Here is a 16,533-nt window from a genome sequence, read left to right as displayed (position 1 = left end):
GCCCAGTCGGACGGCCGCTTCAAGCGTGCATCAGGAAGCCGAGTTGATCGGCTTTTCCGGATACCAGGCATCCAGCAACGGGCTGACTTCAACGGTGGTCAGCTCGCTACGGCCCTTGAGCCAAGCTTCGACAGCAGCACGCTGCTCTTCGCTGACCGAGCCACGCTTGGCCGAGCACACCAGGCCGAAGTCGTCACCGCCGACATAGTCCAGGCCGTTGGCATCCATGGCTTCTGCCAGGAAGGCGTCGAGGAAGGCATCAATGGCTTCGTCGGACAGGTCTTCCTTGAAACCCAGGTTCAGTTCAAAACCCAGCTCCTGGATTTGACTACTTAGAGATGCATGTCATTATGACTGAAATGGCCTGAATACGGGCCTTCCAGGCCACATTGAAGTCGAAAAAGAAAATGACAATTGTCAAAAACCTCTACGCTATCAGCCACCACCCCTTCAACGCCATCCACGAAGATGTGACAGCCCTAGGCTCTGTATGAAAAGTTTTGTGGGAGCGGCGGTGCGGCGATCCGACTTGTCCCGCGATGGAGCGCGAAGCGCTCCCAAATCAGCGACTAAATTGTGCCTGATAGGTTTTGTATTGCGGCTTTGAAAACCGTGAGCAGACCTACGCTTGGCCCAGCACCTGCTAAGTGACTCGAATTTGGCCCCTGCGAACGACTGCTTTAGACTCGAAGCGGCCAGTGAATGCAGCGGCTTTTTGTGGAAGCGGACTGCCCCCGAGCGATCCATATCCGCATCCAGGTAAAAGGCGAACTGGGCCAAAGCCCCATATCAGAACTGGCCATCCGTTGTGTCGTCAGGACCCAATCTGAATCACTCCCACGAGATGAACGAGACCAAAGAGGGTACAGACCGCTGAACTCACCGCAATGAACTGAATCGTTCGCCCCGTACCCGCTAGGCTCTGTACGAAAAGAGATGTCGCAAACACCGCATGGAGCAAGCCAGCGAGACCATGGCGGCATAACTTTTCGCGAGCTTGTCGAAGCGCGTAACGATTCGGCGGTTCTCTTTCAACCAGCCAAACATGCGTTCGATGATGTTGCGCTGTCGGTATTTGGGCCGGTCGAACAGTCTGGGTAAGCCAGGCTTGGGCTTGCGCTTCATCGAGCGCAGCGGGATGACGGGTTGCATTCGATATTGGTCGCAGTAGCGGCGTAGCGCCTCGGCGTCGTAGCCCTTGTCGGCGAGCAGCCATTTGCAGCGCTTGCGCGGGCGGCCACGTTGGCCCGATGGAATGCTGACCTCGTCCAACAGTGGTTGTGCGTAGCTGATGTCACTGGCTTGACCGCCAGAGAGGAGAAAGCGCAGCGGTGTTCCGTTGGCGTCGCAGAGCATGTGAATTTTGGTTGTCAGGCCACCGCGACTGCGGCCTAGAGCATGATCGGCAGGCTCGTCAGGCCCCCTTTTTTCCCGGCGCCAGATGAGGCTCGGGTTGCGCGTACTGCGGTTGAGTCGATCATCCAGGTTTGCAGATCGATCAAGCCCTGCGCATTCAATCGCAGGTGCAAACGTCTGAGCATCTGCTCGAAAGTCCCTTGGTTTCGCCAGCCCCGAAACCGGTGATACACCGTTGACCATGGGCCGAAGCGCTCTGGCATATCTCGCCATGCAGCACCTGAGCAGAGCACCCACAGCACGCCATCGAGCATCAGCCGGTCGCTCAGTCGGGGCCGGCCTCGGCCATGGGTTTCGATGAAGAGATCGGAGACCACATCCCAGGCCTCGTCCGTGAGCTCGTAGCGCCTTGCCATCACAGAATTCCTTTCCGTTAATGGCGCGTGACTCTACAAAATCTCAGTGCTAGAGGAGTGACGATTAGGTTTCTCGGGATTTCGTACAGAGCCTAGTACTCCAGGCCGCCGAGACGCTTCGCAAGACCCTGAAGCTCAAGAGTTACATCATCAACCCTGCGCTGAAGATGCTCGAAGTCTACTGCGATGTCACGGGCACGCGGATCACGATGGAGACGCTCAGGACACCAGAGATCCAGCGTATCCTGGAAAACTTCACGGTGGCGATGGCTGGTGAAAGCCTGACTGATAGCCCTCATAGTAGCGCCTTACGGGCAAGATTTCGTTGAGAAGATTTTTGATCAACTTCAAAGGCACTACAGGAATCGCCCTGATCTATTTCGAATTGAATGGAATCAGATGTTTGACTTCCTGAGTGAAAACGCTCATGACTGGCCTGCGGGTACATTTGAGACAGAAGTAGGCATCAAGAAATTCATGAATGCTTTCGGGATGGCACATTTCGAGCACTGTGAGTCCGCCGACTTAGACCCGGAAACAAATATCAAGAACTACAACCGCTTCCTAAACCAAGTAGAAGACCTGCTATGCAAGCCTGATGTATGGGCAAAGCTGTCATCACCAATCAGGCGACCGCCTCCAGCTACCAAACATCCGTCGCAAACTAAAATCACGGAAACTGAAGATGGCCTACTGGTGCAGGACAAACTGCTCACGAGCATTCCATTGCATGTGACTGACGCAGAGGCTGTCGAAATTTTATTTTATCACATCAAACACGATATCTCCATCGTGCGCAAATGGGCGACCGCGCAGGCCGAGGATTTGAAATCCCGATACAATCGTCGGGTTTCATTGGCAAAGGATGGCATTAAGATCGTAGAGTACGGCAAGAAAACCTATAAAAACTACTCACTGGCCGATATTTGCGCCACGCTTGAATCAACGGACAACTGCGTGCCTGTCAGTTTTCTTTGTAAAATTTACACTCATATTACCGGCGAGCAATGCAGCGCCACCCAGTTAGCCCATACGTTCGGTTTCCCTCTAGCCGGCAGCCTTTTCCCGCTCCAATGTTTACTTGTACTCGAACACCCGGAGATCACAACTGAGTTCCTGAGAACTTTCGAACTCTACAATGAGAACGACATGCTGACTGGCTTTAACGAGCACAGCAGACAGTTGATTGGTTATAAATCACGAAAGCAGTCGGACACTCGCGAGCAGGTAATCAAACTCAACGATACCTCTTTTGCTGTTGTCAAAGACCTGATTGACATCACCAGCCTTGGCCGACGCAAGCTCCTCGACGAAGGGAATGATTTCTATCGTTATCTGTTTCTTTCATCCGGCAAATCGTGCACCGCATTCACATTAGCCAAAACGACAAATTGGAAAGGATCCTCATTTACCAACGACAGAGGCCTGCGCGACCGACTGCTTGAACAATTCAGGCCCCATTGCGAGCTAACTGACTCTGATCTTTTCGGATTTCTCAAACGCATTCGCCTAACAACAGTACGCGCATCGAGGGCTGTCGAGATTTTTCTCCAAAGCAAAAGCTCAGAGCAGATGTCGAAAGCATTGGGGCACGAAATCTATTATCCCGACTTGCTGAGTCACTATCTTCCAGACCCTCTACTGGCTTTCATCAAAGCCCGATGGATTAGAATATTTCAGAAAGCGATGGTATGCGAGGCGATGAAAGACAGTCCCTACCTATTCCGCGTAACTAATTTCACCACCATGGACGAGCTCGATAGCTTTTTGGATAAGCACCGCATTCAGGAAATTCCATCTGAAGCGTCAGATCCCGAGCGTAAAGCACAAACACAAAAGATCGAAACTACCGAAGCGATACTCTCGATTGGCGTCCCATTCTTGGCCTCGCTCCTGTCGCTTGAAGCCGCTGTAAATGCGGCCAGCGATCGGATGAGAGTGTGCGGGAAAGCCGAGTTTTGGGCTTCCATTGCGGGAAAAGTCCGGAATGAAATTACGAGCGGGAGAAAAATGCCGTTGAAGCGATATCTAGAGGCAGCGCTTAAATTAGTTGACGCTAAGAAGATGGAGGGGCTGATCTATGTCGCCAGTCACTAAGCGTAAACGTGGTTATGCGTTCTTAAACACGTTCGGAGAACACAATTCAGCTCCGCATACGACCGCCCCCTGGCTAAGCTCCGATTTTTCGGAAAATGTCTGGGAAGTAAAAACTTCTCAGAATGAACCCTTTCAATTGGACTGGGGGGTACACCTCTGGAACGGCAGCTTGCTGACTGACGAGCAGAACGGCATGCTATTGCGCTCCTTAAAGCATCTTCTGATCATCGGGGCCAATGGGGTCAACGAAGAGTTTGCGACCCTTGCGCCTGCTTCTCAGGGCATACGGGTTATGAACGCCCTAAGAATCGTTGACTACCTGCTGATCCACGCCGAGGGATTCCGGTTGATCGATTTGGGCCTTGGTGCTTTAAACGGCGATGACCTTAAAGGCATACTCAATGAAATAGCCTCCTCGTCGAGTTTCGCGGACTCGATTTACCAATGGCATTCCCGCGCGTCTGCATTCTGTGCCCAGTCGTTAAATGAGCTTACCCAGTCGGAAGAGGCAGAAATTTTTGCCAAGTATCCGACTATGAAGAACGTAAGTGACGACAATCTGGAAGACATGAAGCTTGAGATACCTGTAGCTGACATTCCGAGAATTCGGGCAGCCATGATGAAAGCGGATCTGTATTACGGATCAAGCCATCTCGGCTGGAGGGTCAGCACCAAAATGCTTTCGGCGATCCTCTACACTGATACTGTTCGAGGCAAGGCAACCCCAAAGACGGCACTTCACGCATTGACATTCCACCCTGAACAGCAGAGGTATCTGCGCGAGTACCCTGGCGTTAGGGTGACAACGGGTAAGAGCGAGAGTTTGCAGCAATCTTTGTACTTTTCCTTGCGCTATACGCTCGTACACAGTGCAGCTTTAGAAGCACTTGGATTATCATGCCCATCGGAAATCGATACCATTGCCGACTATTTACCAAAGCTAAACGAGCCCAGTCGTTTCCGGAGCGTGCCTTCATCAAACTTGATGAAGCTGTTCCAGAAAAGTATGGAGTTCCACGTAGAACATGGTAGGAAAGTTCTGGACGGCTTTGTTCGGGTAGCAAGCCATTGCCGTGCAGAAGGTATCCCCATGAACCATATCACAGAAGTGGCTTTTCTGCAGGCCATCGGCCCAGAACTGGTCAATATGGGCGTTCGAAAGCTTGGGCTTTCCAGCCACAGCAGTTTTCAAAGTGAGGACGCTGAAAGCCAGGTAAATCGGCGTCACAGCGGAAAACGGCGCAAAGGCACTGCTGATGAATACTTCAGTAATTTGAGAGCAAACCACGGCTTATTGGAACTAGTATACGTCTATCTAGGGAGCATCCAAATGACCATCGGTATGCTCATGGCCAGACGCGTCGATGAGCTGGTGACCCTCAATGTTAAGCAATGCCTAGATGAGAGCAGGTCGTGGCTGATATTTAAGTTGGCCAAATCGACGCGTAAGGCGTTGGGGCTACGTCAACGCGAGTCGCGCCCCATTGACGCGATTGCTGTCGAAATGATCGAAGAGATACAGCGATTCCAAGATCAGTTGAAGGCAGCGGGCGTTATTAACGAGCTTACCGACCTCTTTGCCACTCCTTCATCAAGGGGTTACGATGGCCTGCAAGCATGTACATTACATCTATACAACCGCAACCTCGATTTCGCTTGCGATTACTTTGAAAGTGAACTGAACAATAAAGGAGAGCGCTACTATGTCCGGCAGCACCAGATGCGACGTTTCTTCGCCATTATGTTCTTTTATACGAATAGCTATGGCGAGTTGGACACGTTGCGCTGGATGCTGGGTCATCGTGACATTGAGCACGTGTGGAATTATTTGACTGAGTGCCTGGAGCCCAAAGATATTCGAGGCGCAGGCGCCCGATATTTTACGGATCGAGCCAAGCAAGATCGCCTGGAAAACTATGATAATCTTAAGAAGCTGCTAACTGAGAAGTTTGGCACCACGTCCTTCAAGTTGGTGGATGAGCGGGAGATTGAATCCTACCTCGAGGCCATGCAGGAGGAAGGGAAAATTCAGATCACCCCTCACTTCTACGAAGACGAGAACGGCAAAGCAATGAAAGTCCTTTTCATTGTTAACGGTGAACAAGAAGGGGAATCTCAATGAGCACCCTGAGCAAACGCGAACAAATTGACCGATCCATTGACTCAATATTCAAAGTGCTCGATGACATCCGGCGTGCGCCTGACGCCTATGCCGAGAACGAAAAAGTGCTTGACGCACTCAAAAGTCAAGGCAGCCTCTGCTCGCTCGATGGTGAATTCTGGATCCAAAATGAACAGGTGACCATTAAGCCTATAAGCTTAAATACGCTGAAAAAAAGGCTGGCGGAAAACGGCCCAGAGCGCAATCTAGCTTATCTCGATAGACTGCGAACGCATGCACAGGCGGCCATCAATGTCCTAAGCGAAGATCCGCCTGAACAAAAGAAACGCTCTAATAGCGCTTTAGAGCAGGAAGTTGAAGATCTCAAAGCATCGCTAACGCAACTCCACGCAGTCAACATGGTGCTGATACAAGCACTAGAGGTTAACCGGAGAGACCTGATTACAATCGCTGACACTGCGGGGGCAGGTCTGCGGCAAAAGCGAATCAAGGATGCGATTGATCGAGTGGTCAGAATTCTAGGAATGAACCCAGCCCCGTTTGATGACATCACACTCCTGTCGACCGAAAAGCATTTGAAGCTGGTGCCTAATGAAAAAAAGAACCGTTGAATACCCTGAGTCAGGCCAGCTCTTCACCCCCATCCCGAAGCTGCGACTGTACGATTATATGACCGATGGAAGGCTCCACACGATCAGTGGCAACATGATGCCGTTCATGTGCTGGCCCGACGGCTCACCTTGCCTGCAGGCTAATGCGTACATGATCACAATCAGAATGCACTCTGGTCGAGGCGGGAATGGCCCATCGAGGGAGGGAACTAAAGGTGGTTCGTTCGGGCAGTACGCCGGACAGATCAGTCATTTAATCCGTTTTTGCTACTACAACAAACTCAACTTCATCTCGTTGTCTGACGATGACTTTTGCGACTTTATCGACGGCCTTCGCCAAGAGAGGAAGCCTAACAAGCCTGCACAGTTTAAACGAAACGAACGCACAATAACAGGCATCGGCAGACGCTGCCTAAACTTTCTTGCCCACGTAGGCGAAATGAACGGCATTCATAATTTCGTCGGAATCAATGGCACCATTTCAATTAAGATGGTTGACTCTATTCACTACAGAAATGGTAAAGCGTTCAAAAGATCAAGCGTACATCATAGGTCATTCAGGACAGCAAGCGCGAAAAAGACTCGCCAGCCTATTGGCGAGGCCACAATTGCGAAATTGAGGGACGCGATCGACGCGACCTCATCATCCGACTTTTTAAACACTCGACGACATCTTATGATTTCGTTATTTGAAGAAATGGGAACCCGTAGAGGCGAAACTCAGCCCTTAATGGTGGCTGACGTCATTGCCGCCAGCAAAGTTAGCAAGCCGACGCTCACCGTTAAGACCCTCAAGCGCGGCGGCACAGGAATTACCCGGTCGTTAGAGCTAAGTCCACCTTTGATCGGTGAGCTCATCGATTACATTCGCGGCCCCCGCCGCACTATCATGAAGAAGTTTAAAGATAATCCTGACCATGGATATCTTTTCGTAACAGAGCGAGGGGGCCGGCCTTTGGGTGTCGACAGCATCACTACGGAGTTCTGGAATATACGAAAGGCCGCAGGAATTTCTGAACAAGCCTGTGCACATTTATTCCGACACTCTTTCTGCACCAATGTTGTTGCCGAATTGATCGCTGCGACTCAAGCTTTGAGCCCTGATTCATTTAGACAGACCCTGATGACAAACAAGATGTTGGCCGAGCGTGCGATGATGAAGAGCGGGCACGCTACATTGGAAAGCTTATTAGAGTACGTAGACACTGCATTCAAGCAGAAATCCAAGTACCAGCAAATCATTCAGAACGCCGACGCTGCCCGAAAATATGAAAACTACGAGAAGCGTCGAAAGCGGCTACGTGACGATTTCAAAAAGGGTAAGCTCACCAAAGCTCAGTTCATTGAGCTCGATGAGAAACTGGATGCCTCCATGGATTGTGATCAATTAACGCCTGAAAATTCGCCAAGTGACAGGTTGAAGTAGCCGTCATCCTTCGCCCAGCCTGTAAAACACGTTGAGTATCGGCCTAAGTCGCTCCGGACTCCTTGGGTAATGATAACCATGCCGAGTATCCACACTGAGTGTGAATCGCCCATGGTTTCTAAGATACCTCCAAGCCTCATAAAGAGGCTTAAACAGGAAATGCCATGGGTCGTCAGCGTTATCCAGAAGAACTCAAGATCGAAAGGTCAAGCAACTGACCGAGAAAGGCAAGCCTGTCGTCGATGTCGCCCTGCGCCTAGCCCATGCGGAGAGTCGAGGTTCTCGTCAGTCCAGCGGGTGATCAACCATGTCAGTGGGAAAATCGCCTACGGCTTCAGCATTGAGCCAGTTTGGGGTAAGGAGCAAGGTGACCTCCTCAGAGGAGTTTGCAGAGAGCTTGATCTCGACCACGTGATCTTTCCCTAGCCATCTCTGCATGACTTCAAGCACTAGGTGCATGACCTCAAGCACTAGCTGCATGCTTGTGTCCACCTGTAGTCTGGAAGGGACTGTGACCAAGATGTGAGGCGCTATGACTAATTCGGTTCCGGGGCCGCGTATTTTGCGACCAAACGACGCCGTCTTGTTCCTGGACTTTGACGGTGTCCTCCATCCTGACGCGGCTTTTCGTACCAGACGTGGAATCGAGTTGAGAGCGTCGGGGGAGCTGATGATGCATGCAAAAACCTTGGAGAATGTCTTGCTGGACTTCCCTGCGGTCAGGATTTGCCTCTCAACATCTTGGGTTCGCCTTCTCGGTTATGGACGAGCACGAACTGCATTGCCTACCTCATTGCAAGAGCGAACCGTGTCTGCGACTTGGCATTCGAGAATGCGAGGTATGACAGGAGACGGGTATGACATGTTTAGTCGTTACGAGCAGATTTGCGGAGCAGTAACGCGTGGTCGTTTGAAGCGGTGGATCGCCTTGGATGACGATCCAGATATGAGCTGGCCTATCCTGGATTCCCGCTTGATTCGTTGCGACCGCCACGAAGGCCTGGGGCGTTTATCTACGCAAGAAGAGTTGCGCTGGAAACTGGCGAAACTGTTCGACGAGCAGCAAGGCGCCGTTTGCCCGACCGACTGATGATGATTCATGCTCCTCTTGCTGCGCAGCGTAAACTCTAGGCTAGCCTTGGTGGATCTGAGCGGGGAGAGGCGCGGACGATGGCGCACGATGTTCGAAGAATGATCATGTCAACGATCCGATTGTGGTCGAGGCGGTTGAGGCGATGAAGAGATACCATGAAGCACTGGAGGCCGATGAGCCGCCAGCTGAGATCGCTCGACTGCGGCTTCTAGCGGAGCAGCAGTTTCAGTTTATCAGCGACTACCAGCTCGCTGCTCTTGGCCACCAAGCGCTTAAGCGGCACTGATGCGTGTCGGTCGATGTGGAGGCGCCCGTCCAGTGATCTATGGCTTAACCGGGTCGGGAGCAGAGATGCGCACGGTGCCCGCCACTCTCTGCATTCATACCTCTGTAACCCTCGCCCAAGCGCCAAGCTGATGAAGCGGTGGCTATCGCACTGCGACTGGGTGCTCAAACCATCACGGTTGTATGGCCCATCTCCGACCCGGACGGTTGCGCACACCCCATTCGCAGCCATAAGCAATGATCCGCATCGACGTCATCTGGCTCGCCACTGAGCCACTGGACATGCGTGCCGGCGCCGATGCGGCACTTGCTAGAGGCCAGTCAGTGCGAAAACTGTCACCTCAGTAATGGTATTTCTGACGCCTTCGACGGAACGCCTCCTCAGACCCTTCCATGATCTCAAGCACCGCATGCGACGCGTCCTTTTTGTCGAGACCTCCCTGCGCAAGAACCCATCCTTTCCCTTGGCGTGATTCAAGCGCAACCACGAGTTCAGCATCAGCGTTAACAGGGAGGTTCGCATTGTGGGTTGCGAGGATCACCTGGCGTGTTTGCTTAGCTTGGCGCAAAAGAGGCACAAGCTCCTTGTAAATAAAGCTCGCATCGACCTCATCTTCAGGCTGATCAATCACGATCGGGCCATCCCCCTTCACCAACAGCATGTGAAGAATAGCGGTGTTTCGCTGGCCCTCCGAAAGCTGTCCGCCCTCTAGGTTACCGACCAAGGTCTGGTCAGCACGGTAAAGCTCGATGTCGACGACATCGGGAATGCGGCTCAAACGAAAATCCCGCCAAGTATCGGTCTGCTGGAAGAGGTAGTCCCCAATTTCACCTTGGAATTGACGCAAGACCTCTGGCCCCTTCTCTGGCTGAGCCAATACATACTCGATGTGCTCCCAAGGCGACGGATGCCTCTCTGCAGCTTCGGAAAAGCTGTTCAGCAACGCCTGGCCTATCGGCAACCACTCCCTACCTATACGTGTGCGTCTATCAGGCTCAATAGTCACCCATAGCTTCTCGAAATACTCCCGGTAAGCCATAGGCCTTACAGAAACCCTTATGGCCCCACCGGTCTTTTGAGTAAGCTCAGAAGCCGCTGCAGTGCGGCACGCCGCCTGTTCTGCCCATAGGGAGAACAACCGGGCCAATGACTGCTCCAGAGAAGCCTCTGTACCATCCAAGGCATTAAATTCGCGGTTCTTTTCATCCAACGCTGACTGCTTGGCCTGCTTGCTACGATCAAGTTCCTGAAGGCGGCTAACATCCTGCGGCTGGATTCCCTTTTCATCACAGGCCTTTACGAATGTCGTGCGCGCGGCATCCAGCGTCTCGATCACCTCATTCCGCTCAACATTTTGACCAAACAGCGTCTCTGTCTCTGCGAGCATCTCATTCAGCACCGCCGAAAGCTTCTTCTTGAAACGCTGCCGTAGCGCGTCGGCCTCTCTCGCATGCCCTGTAATCCATTCGGCATGGGGCCAGACATCGGCGACGACGGTTGAGTTACCTTCCACGGCATCCAAGGCATCAAGAGAAGATCTAAGGATCCCGACATCACTATCCACCCGATCACGTTTCTCTTGGAGGAAGCGCTTTGCTCGCTGAGCTTGCTGATAGGCGGCGGCCTCCTCTTGAACGTCTTTGCGCGCCTGCCATTGACGCTCAAGCTCACCTAACTCCTGAGTCAAAGAGACGATCTGATCGGTGATCGCCTTGGCTTGATCCCGAGCAGCGAAGAGCCGCTTGATCTCCGCGATCAAGATACGCTCTTCGCCCGCCAGCTTATTCAAATCATCAATGCAGGCTTCATCGAGCATTCTCAGCAACTGTGGCTGACCGTTCGGCGCCGTGAGGTCACTCAACTGCTGCTGGCTGTAGAACTGTACTGGGATCTGCCGCAGGTAGGTCGCAAGATCATGGGCTTGGCCTTGGATCAGAGAAACGCCCTTTCCGGGCGAGTACGAGAGAACATCCACTTGTCCTGGAACGCCCTCCCACTCGACTTGAATTTCCGCATTTTCAAGTAGTGTCTGCCGGGCGCGATTGGCTTTCGCCATCGTCTTCTCCGAGAGAGACTCGCCCTGCGCGCGCGCAAACATCATCCGGAGCAGTTCAAGGATGGTGGACTTACCTGAGCCCCGCGCTCCGATCACAGCATTCAGATTGGGAGAGAAACAGATCCTCTGGTCTTCTAGGTACCGGGTATTGGAGACACTTATAGAGCTAATTCTTGGATGTCGCTCAAAATCACTAGGTCTGGCGTCGTCCAGACATATCCTGGAAAGTGGATCAAAAAATGCCTGCTTCAGCGCCTCTATGGACGGTTTCGAACACTTCAGCCAAGTGTGGCGGTAGCCAAGTGAATTGGCTTTCGGTTCGCCCTGCTCATTCGTCTTGAGAGACTTGGCATCCGAGGATCGCACGTACGCTGGCTGCTGGCCTGGTCGCGACCAATGAGGGTTCTTACCGCCCAAGATACCTGAGGTCTTTGCATTGAGAGGATACTGGGTGACTTCAACGGCCAAGAGGTCGGGATGTTGGTAATCGAGCCTGTTGGCTGCGTCGGCAAACAAACCGTCGTTTTGATCAGCATGCGCAGGAACCACCAGCCCACCATACTCTTTCTGGACGATGTCGATCAGCTCAGCAAGGCTGACAGTCCCACCACGATGCCGGAGAGGCAGAGGTTCCCCTCGGTCAAAGCGCTCATGCGACGGCAACCCGAGCTTGGTGAGCACACCGTTAACCCTTACCAAATCCTCGACGCTGCTCGTGGTTTCGAACAGGCAAAGAACGTGGTAACCGATGTCCACTTCAAAGCCAGGGAAAAAAGCGATGGGATCTTTGCCGAGGGCTTTGGCAACGGATTTGTTCTGCCTGAGCAAGTGGGTTAAAAACCAATCTTCGGGATCGGTTTGCTCTGAAAAATTGTGATCGGTCAGGCCAATGATCTGCAATCCAAGCTCATGGCACCGCCGCAGGAATACCTGGGCTTTCTCTTGGATACCCGCCGACGATGGCATGCCATCAACTCTGGGACGTCTTGGGTTGCCCAAACGGAGCTCCACATCTTCCCAGTTTTTGCTGTCCTCAGGAGTCTGTACTTGAAAGTCAGCCTTGAACCACCGCATTCCTTGGTAATTACTCAAAACCCGCCCTCCCCCTTTTACATCTAATCCCTAAAGCCTGATTTGCCAGCGGGCTAGCACCTGCGTTCTGGGAGCACCAATTCCGGCCTGATGCACCAGGCGCTACCGCCCTATTTCGTTGTATCGCGACTCGGTGCATTCAACACTGAGTTGATGCTAGTTTCACTCGCTTTTCACACTGCCAAGCGATGGCAAACGTCGACTGTGTGACTGCCTATAACCGCGGCCCGCCTCCCCCAGCATGCTCTTCGCCGGAATCGGTCAACGTTTTGCGGAAGGTCTGACCGAACCATCCGGGCTTCGATTCGGTAGCGAGTCCTGCTTTGACGCGCCGAGGAGCCGCCTCAACTGGCATATTTCCACGTGCTAAGCAGCTCCATGGGATCAGTGCAGTGTCATAAAGCGACAATCACGCCGTGCTACGATTCTGCCACCATCGCATCTCGCAGGGACGCTCCATGCTCAACAATATTCGATTCGATCTCTCTGACTACCTCATCCATTTCTTCCGGGACGTCGACCAGTCCACCCCCGACGGCATCCTCTTCCCGGAGCATGCTCGTTTCAATAACGTCGCAGAGTCCAGCGTGCTGGATTCGCTGTTCCTGATGCGCTGCGCGCTCCGGCACAACAAGCTCTTTGCGACCTGGTCATTTCGCAACGGAAGGCCGACCATCTACGGTAAGTCGCCGGCAGTTTGCTTCACGGATATGCCACTCGCGGCCTTCGTTCAGTCCAGCAACGAGCGCCTGGCCAGGGGCGAGAATGTTGGTCGTTACGCTTTCATGATTCCAAAGGCGGCGATGTTCAGCCTGGGCGCCCGTCCAGTGATCTATGGGTTGAGCCAACCAGCTTGGGAGCTCAAAGACGCTCATCCTTACAGGGTTTTTGATAACGACGTCCTGCCTATCGGTGAGCAATACCGTTACGTCGCCTATAACATCGGTGACGTAAAAACCATCGACTGGACGCATGAGCGCGAGTGGCGGTGGCGCTACGAGGGTGGAGAATCTCACTTTGAGCCAGGCAGAGATGGCGACTTGGTTGAGACCTTAGCTGAAATGCCGGGGTTGAGCCTTGGCGGCTCGGATATCCAGGGGATGGGGGTACTGGTTCAGGATCAAGAAGACGTAGAAAAAGTGATCTATGACATCCTGACCTTAGTGGACGCTGGGATTATCGACGAGTCGATGATCCGCTTCGTGATACCGCTGTGTAAGGTGGAACAGCATGGAAGCATTCAGGATCCGGGGCGAGTCTCCGACCTGATTAACGAGCACTCTATCGATCTCTCTGGCTATTTCTCCATTTCCGAGGAGCGTGTTGAGGAGATCAACAACGAGTTGGATAGCATCATCCGGATAATCACTAGTTCGGGAGGCCATGAGCCAAGAGATCGTGATGATGCCTACGGCAAATCCTGGGTCTGGCTTCCGGACAACGGTTCTGAATTGGTCAGAGCCTTGCTTGCCGCGAACCGCCTCATTGTCAGTACTGAAGGCCGCTATCTCCTTGATATCGCCCAATTGGTGCCGTTACCCGCAGGTTTCGACGAGCACTACTGCGAAAGGGTTGCTCTAGGTTTGGCCACTGAGTTCGAGGTCAATGCTACCTATTTCACCGTTCGGAACAGCGTCAGTTGCGACGGCATACCCTACTACACGGACTTTCAGGAGATGGATCATCCTTTTTACAACCACACCAAAGCAAGTGATTGACCGGGGGAAGGCCTGAGCGCGGCAAGCGACAAAGTTCTCAAGCCCAGTCCTTGCGTGCCCTTCGGGTCGGCTCTCGTGAACCAAGCCCCGGCATTGGCCGGGTCTTGGCCCTGCGGGCTTTGATCCTCACGCCTGCGCGCTCCACTTGCCCGAGCAAGGACATTCATGACGGCCTCCCCCGGGGGGAGAGGAACCTCACCTAGCAGGACGCGCAGGTTTGCCAGGGATAACGCAATGGGGTCAGTTGTGAGTGGGGGAAAAGTGAAGTGCACCCTCACCGGCACACGCCACAACACGTGGGTTCGCGTTTCTTTGACAGCAAATACTGGGCAGGCCTTTGCGTTGAGTCAGCGCCGGGCAATACGTATGGACTGGGCCTGGTGACACTGCTCGAAGCGCTAAGCTGGACTGAGCTGCTGCCTATTGACTGGGCAGCGACGCTGAACGCGACCTTCTTCGACAATCTGAGCAAAAAGCTCTGAAATAGATGGTTTGAGATATGAACCTTGCCGATGCCACCGCGCACTGTCAGTGACTCCACAAGCCGTGATACAGCCCGACGTGGGAGAATCGAGAGTTGGCTCCTCAGCACCTTCCACGTTCTCCAAGCACCGAGACTCACATGACCCTATCCGATGCCATTCTCGTTCTGATGCTCGCTGACCGAATCCATGGCTCGGATGAAGCAGTCCGCCGTGCGGGCAAGAACATCGTCAAGAAGTTGCCCCGTAGCAAAAGGGACATCATCTACGAATTGATCAGTAGCCCCCGCCCCAAGGAGTTGATCCACCACATCGCGCTGCATATTGACGATTAGGTTAAATCCTTCCCTTCGAATGAGGCTCTCGGCAACTCCGACGCGGAAGGCAGTCGACTGGTAGATCGACTGCAAAAGTGGGTTAGAAGTGAGCGTCCGCCCGTCACACCTTCAGTATGCCGACAAAAAGGACGATGGCTCCCACCAGCAATTACGTTGACACCATTACCTTATCGGAAGGATCACCATGCGCTAACGCACCTCTTAGCCCAATCCCTTCAAAGCCCAGGATGTGCAAGAGTGCCTGCAACCTGGGGTGTCCGTTGCCAGCGTAGCTCTGAGCCTCTACCTCAATGCCCCATCTCGTGCGCAAGTGGATTACCGCGTACAGCCGGCCTACGCTTTGCGATGGTTAATGCCTAGCCATACAATGGGAGAAGTGGAATGACAAAGGACGCCGAACACCCCCTCACTGAGCTGATCTCCATCGCAGCCAAGGCTGGAATTGGATTGCTCCCCGGAGGAGCTTTGCTGACAGCCGGCTATGAGGGGTTGCAGCTGCTTAGTAAGCAAGCGGCTGCGCAGATGGAGCGCCGGTCTGAAAAACGTTACCAGGAATTCATCCAAAGCGTCTTTGCTGGAGAGGTTACTCCAGAGGTCACGGAGCACCTGACAGCGGATGATTACACCGCTTTGCTGTCAGGTTGCATGGCCGATATGGAAAACGAGAAGGCCAAGTACTACGGGCGCCTGGCTGCGGCCATTGGTCGTGGCGAGGTGCAAGGGAAGAGCAGACGCTTCCTGATCATCACCCTCAGCCAGGTTTCAGATGAGCAGCTACAGATGCTCCGCAGATCCTATGTCGCGACCCGCTTTGACCTGAAACCGAGCCAAGGCAACGGTCATGTTGATCCTGTTGAGATACTGCATCTGAGTCATCCGATACAGAAGCATGAATACGAAGAGCTTGTTTCAAGGTCGATGTATATTGATAAAAAATTGACTGAACTTGCTGAGAAATTGGTTCGGGCATGTTTTACAACTGAAGAACTCAAACCATCCGCCATCGGCCATGTTGCCTGGTTCCCAAAGCTCGTAGATATCATCTTCGACACGAACCAGTTCACCTTGATTGATTCGTTAATAAACGGTTTTTGGTTGAAAGCAATTCGCACGTCAAACCGATCAGTTGCCGTAATTGACCGGCCTGCTATAGCAAATTTTGCTTCTCCGCGTGTTATGGTGGTGGGGTCGGAGGCTGCACCTCAATATCTGAATGCGCTCAAGGCACGCCTAAAAGACAATGATGTGTTGTTTGTATGCCTGCATGACCATGTATCGCACATACAAGCCCATTATCCAGACAGCACCATTATTAATGCCGAAGGTTGGAGTACTCCTCAAATTACTCAAACAGTGGTGAATCACATAAGAGCAATCAATGGCCTGTCAGATGACGCGTAGCGAAGGCGTAGGCGCTGAATCGCGTGCGCTGGGAGATAG

The 16,533-nt window shown here is 52.9% G+C and carries 12 protein-coding genes; 8 read left to right on the top strand and 4 right to left on the bottom strand.

What is annotated here, in order from left to right; genetic code table 11:
* Positions 1-30 precede the first annotated feature (30 nt).
* Complete coding sequence (locus ACIPZF_RS12230) at positions 31-324, bottom strand: 50S ribosome-binding protein YggL (protein WP_400799711.1); 294 nt, start codon at positions 322-324, stop codon at positions 31-33.
* A gap of 591 nt (positions 325-915) precedes the next feature.
* A protein-coding gene (locus ACIPZF_RS12225; protein WP_400799298.1) for an IS5 family transposase occupies positions 916-1,772 on the bottom strand; the annotation gives its coding sequence in 2 pieces (ribosomal slippage) (positions 916-1,428 and positions 1,431-1,772; 855 coding nt in all).
* A gap of 399 nt (positions 1,773-2,171) precedes the next feature.
* On the opposite strand from ACIPZF_RS12225, the gene ACIPZF_RS12220 reads away from it, so the two are divergent.
* From ACIPZF_RS12220 to ACIPZF_RS12205, 4 genes are read left to right on the top strand one after another with little or no spacing between them, the layout of a single operon-like run.
* Positions 2,172-3,869, top strand: coding sequence for a hypothetical protein (locus tag ACIPZF_RS12220; RefSeq protein ID WP_400799295.1), 1,698 nt, complete (start codon positions 2,172-2,174; stop codon positions 3,867-3,869).
* Complete coding sequence (locus tag ACIPZF_RS12215) at positions 3,853-5,991, top strand: integrase (protein WP_400799292.1); 2,139 nt, start codon at positions 3,853-3,855, stop codon at positions 5,989-5,991. Before ACIPZF_RS12220 ends, ACIPZF_RS12215 begins: the two co-directional genes overlap by 17 nt.
* Positions 5,988-6,602 carry a hypothetical protein gene (locus tag ACIPZF_RS12210; RefSeq protein ID WP_400799291.1) on the top strand — a complete coding sequence of 205 codons (615 nt, stop codon included), beginning with the start codon at positions 5,988-5,990 and terminating at the stop codon, positions 6,600-6,602. The genes ACIPZF_RS12215 and ACIPZF_RS12210 overlap by 4 nt, the downstream gene beginning before the upstream one ends.
* Complete coding sequence (locus ACIPZF_RS12205; RefSeq protein WP_400799289.1) at positions 6,583-8,028, top strand: tyrosine-type recombinase/integrase; 1,446 nt, start codon at positions 6,583-6,585, stop codon at positions 8,026-8,028. Before ACIPZF_RS12210 ends, ACIPZF_RS12205 begins: the two co-directional genes overlap by 20 nt.
* Positions 8,029-8,313: 285 nt before the next feature.
* On the opposite strand, the gene ACIPZF_RS12200 is transcribed toward ACIPZF_RS12205, so the two are convergent.
* On the bottom strand, positions 8,314-8,508 hold the full coding sequence (locus tag ACIPZF_RS12200; protein ID WP_400799287.1) for a hypothetical protein: 195 nt from the start codon (positions 8,506-8,508) through the stop codon (positions 8,314-8,316).
* A gap of 52 nt (positions 8,509-8,560) precedes the next feature.
* Here ACIPZF_RS12200 and ACIPZF_RS12195 point away from each other — a divergent pair, with 52 nt between their 5' ends.
* Positions 8,561-9,118, top strand: coding sequence for an HAD domain-containing protein (locus tag ACIPZF_RS12195; RefSeq protein ID WP_400799285.1), 558 nt, complete (start codon positions 8,561-8,563; stop codon positions 9,116-9,118).
* Between the two features lie 629 nt (positions 9,119-9,747).
* On the opposite strand, the gene ACIPZF_RS12190 is transcribed toward ACIPZF_RS12195, so the two are convergent.
* Positions 9,748-12,555: a TrlF family AAA-like ATPase gene (locus ACIPZF_RS12190; protein ID WP_400799283.1), complete on the bottom strand. Its 2,808-nt coding sequence runs from the start codon at positions 12,553-12,555 to the stop codon at positions 9,748-9,750.
* A gap of 458 nt (positions 12,556-13,013) precedes the next feature.
* On the opposite strand from ACIPZF_RS12190, the gene ACIPZF_RS12185 reads away from it, so the two are divergent.
* The 3 genes from ACIPZF_RS12185 to ACIPZF_RS12175 all read left to right on the top strand — a co-directional run bounded on the left by ACIPZF_RS12185 (position 13,014) and on the right by ACIPZF_RS12175 (position 16,494).
* A complete protein-coding gene (locus ACIPZF_RS12185) occupies positions 13,014-14,273 on the top strand; it encodes a DUF4427 domain-containing protein (RefSeq protein ID WP_400799281.1) in 1,260 nt (419 codons plus the stop codon).
* Between the two features lie 622 nt (positions 14,274-14,895).
* Positions 14,896-15,090, top strand: a complete 195-nt coding sequence (locus ACIPZF_RS12180; protein ID WP_400799279.1) for a hypothetical protein — start codon at positions 14,896-14,898, stop codon at positions 15,088-15,090.
* A 384-nt stretch (positions 15,091-15,474) separates the two neighbouring features.
* On the top strand, positions 15,475-16,494 hold the full coding sequence (locus tag ACIPZF_RS12175) for a hypothetical protein (protein WP_400799277.1): 1,020 nt from the start codon (positions 15,475-15,477) through the stop codon (positions 16,492-16,494).
* Positions 16,495-16,533: the final 39 nt, after the last annotated feature.

Origin of the sequence: Pseudomonas sp. NPDC089752 (genome assembly GCF_044748725.1) — a bacterium.
Taxonomy (GTDB): domain Bacteria; phylum Pseudomonadota; class Gammaproteobacteria; order Pseudomonadales; family Pseudomonadaceae; genus Aquipseudomonas.
Note: the sequence above shows the minus strand (reverse complement) of the source record. Positions and strands in the feature narration are given on the sequence as shown.

Coding starts and splice junctions, on each gene's coding strand:
- ACIPZF_RS12215 (WP_400799292.1), top strand. CDS start 3,853: ATGTCGCCAGTCACTAAGCGTAAACGTGGTTATGCGTTCTTAAACACG.
- ACIPZF_RS12175 (WP_400799277.1), top strand. CDS start 15,475: ATGACAAAGGACGCCGAACACCCCCTCACTGAGCTGATCTCCATCGCA.
- ACIPZF_RS12195 (WP_400799285.1), top strand. CDS start 8,561: ATGACTAATTCGGTTCCGGGGCCGCGTATTTTGCGACCAAACGACGCC.
- ACIPZF_RS12210 (WP_400799291.1), top strand. CDS start 5,988: ATGAGCACCCTGAGCAAACGCGAACAAATTGACCGATCCATTGACTCA.
- ACIPZF_RS12180 (WP_400799279.1), top strand. CDS start 14,896: ATGACCCTATCCGATGCCATTCTCGTTCTGATGCTCGCTGACCGAATC.
- ACIPZF_RS12200 (WP_400799287.1), bottom strand. CDS start 8,508: ATGCAGCTAGTGCTTGAGGTCATGCACCTAGTGCTTGAAGTCATGCAG.
- ACIPZF_RS12205 (WP_400799289.1), top strand. CDS start 6,583: ATGAAAAAAAGAACCGTTGAATACCCTGAGTCAGGCCAGCTCTTCACC.
- ACIPZF_RS12185 (WP_400799281.1), top strand. CDS start 13,014: ATGCTCAACAATATTCGATTCGATCTCTCTGACTACCTCATCCATTTC.
- ACIPZF_RS12220 (WP_400799295.1), top strand. CDS start 2,172: ATGTTTGACTTCCTGAGTGAAAACGCTCATGACTGGCCTGCGGGTACA.